Genomic DNA, 2,212 nt, shown 5'->3' with positions numbered 1-2,212 from the left:
AAAACTGCTTTGTGATCCTGGCTTTGAAGGCCCGCCATCAGGCGGGCCTTTTTTGTGACTTTCGCCAACCTCGAATGTAATTTACCTCTGCGTCCCACATGCCGCATATTTCCCGGCCAAAAGGCGCAAACAGACTATACCGGCGCGCACTACAGCTGGAAAACTCATGATCGTCTTATAGATGCTGTGGTATGTCTGATCACAAGAACAATAATACAAGCCCTATACTCATTCCCACCTGAACTGTTTTACGGCGACAGGCGGGGATCTTCTTGGATTGGCTTGAGCGGGAAACGACGTCCGGACGACGCATATAACAGCGTCGGCACGATGAGGTGTCGGTGCTTGGCTCTTAGGTCTAAGAGGTAGATAAGATATGGCTTTAAACATCAAGCGCGGCGCTAAGCCTTCTGTATCAAAAAACAACAAAAAATTAGGATTTGGCGTTCGCGGGAAGTTGGCGGGGGCCTTCTTGCTGGTCGGATTAATTGCAGTCCTTGCAGCCGCTACGTCTGTTTTTTCCTTCGCACAATTTGGCAAGCAGTTAGGTAAAATTGCCCATGAGCAATTACCCCCAATGTTTGCAGCCCAGCAATTGGCCGCTAGCAGTGCTAAAATCGTCGCATCTGCGCCACGTTTCCTTGCAGCTTCCAAGCTTGAAGAAGAGCAAGCCGTCAAAGCCGAAGTCGATACACTTCTAGCTAGACTTAACGAAAATTTGGCCGAGTTACGACAAGCCGGGCTTCCGGAAGAAACGCTGGCACTTGTTGAAAGTAATGCACGAAGCCTTGCTGAAGCGCTTACCGAACTTCATGAAACCACGATTGAGCGGTTTGAAGTTGCCGACGAACTTTCAAACTCGCTAAGCCAGTTTCAACAGGTTTCCGGTCGTTTCAACTCAATGATTCAGCCAATCCTTTCGGCTTCGCAGACCCAAATTACCGGTGTCACGGGGCAGGTTCAGGAACTCCGTCAAAGCGGATCTTCCCTAACCGCAGAACAGGAAGCATCGACCAAAGGTCTGTTGTTCCAACTTGATGAGCTGATGGCTGCTAGGGCACCGATCCTTGCTCTTTCCAACAGCGGAGCTGAAATCACCAACACCGTCCTTTCAGCAGCATCGTCTGATGACCGGATGCAACTTCGAATCATGGGCGTTCAGGTACGTGGTGCGGTCGGCGTTATCGGTAACACCGTGAACGAGCTTGAGAATGTCAAACTCAAAAAGTTCTATGAAGGCCTGCTTGGTGATATCAAGAAGCTTGCAATGGGGCGCAGAAGCATCCCTTCTCTTCGGTCCAAGGAGTTGAAACTTGCCGATGAGCAACTTGATATCGTCGAAGAAAGTGCCGAGTTTGCCGCCGCGATGGAAGGTGTTGTGTCGGAGATTGTCGACAACCTACAGAACGATGTTAATACATCGGCAGATGAGGCAAACACACTAACACAGCAAAGATCAGTCATGATGTATGGGGTCGGTGCAGCCGCTATACTGATCCCGCTTCTGATCTATTTTGTTTATGTTCGTGGCAATCTGCTGCGCCGTCTTGGCGGATTGCAGAAAACCATGGTTCAGCTGGCGGACGGCAACCTTGAAATTGCGGTACCGTCCAAAGGCAACGATGAAATCAGCGCCATGGGCCGTGCAGTTGACGTGTTCAAAGATAATGCGATCAAGGTCCGCGACATGCAGGCCGAAGAAGAACGCCTTAATCATGAACGCAACGAAGCGCTGCGCGATGAACTTCTTGGCCTTGCCGATACGCTTCAGAACGAAGTCGAAAGTGCTGTGAATGAAATCGCAGCTCTTGGTGATCAGCTGCAAGGTGTGTCGGGGCAGATGACCTCAAGTGCCGAACTGGTTTCGGGTCAAACCGAAGAAGTCGCCAACTCGGCGCAAGAAGCCACTGGCAACGTTGAAACAGTTGCCGCAGCGACCGAACAGCTGTCGGCATCGAACGCGGAAATCAACCGTCAAATGGCGGAATCAACGCGGATTTCCGGCGAAGCATCGACCCGTGCACAGGAAACCAACGAACTGGTGGTCAGCCTGTCACAGTCGGCAGATCGCATTGGCGAAGTCATTGCGTTGATTACCGACATTGCCGAACAGACCAACCTTCTGGCACTGAACGCAACGATTGAGGCCGCTCGTGCCGGTGATGCCGGCAAAGGCTTTGCCGTTGTCGCCGCCGAGGTCAAAAACCTTGCC

At 51.5% G+C, this 2,212-nt stretch carries 1 protein-coding gene; it reads left to right on the top strand.

Features of this window, described 5'->3' with window-relative positions; genetic code table 11:
- Positions 1-376: 376 nt before the first annotated feature.
- Positions 377-2,212 (top strand): methyl-accepting chemotaxis protein (locus tag COO92_RS21885; RefSeq protein ID WP_101305050.1); only part of this gene is annotated, 1,836 nt, incomplete at its 3' end.

Source organism: Thalassospira lohafexi (assembly GCF_002844275.1).
In the GTDB taxonomy this organism is placed as follows: Bacteria; Pseudomonadota; Alphaproteobacteria; order Rhodospirillales; family Thalassospiraceae; genus Thalassospira; species Thalassospira lohafexi.
The sequence above is the reverse complement of the archived record's forward strand: the minus strand, read 5'-3'. Positions and strand labels throughout refer to the sequence as shown.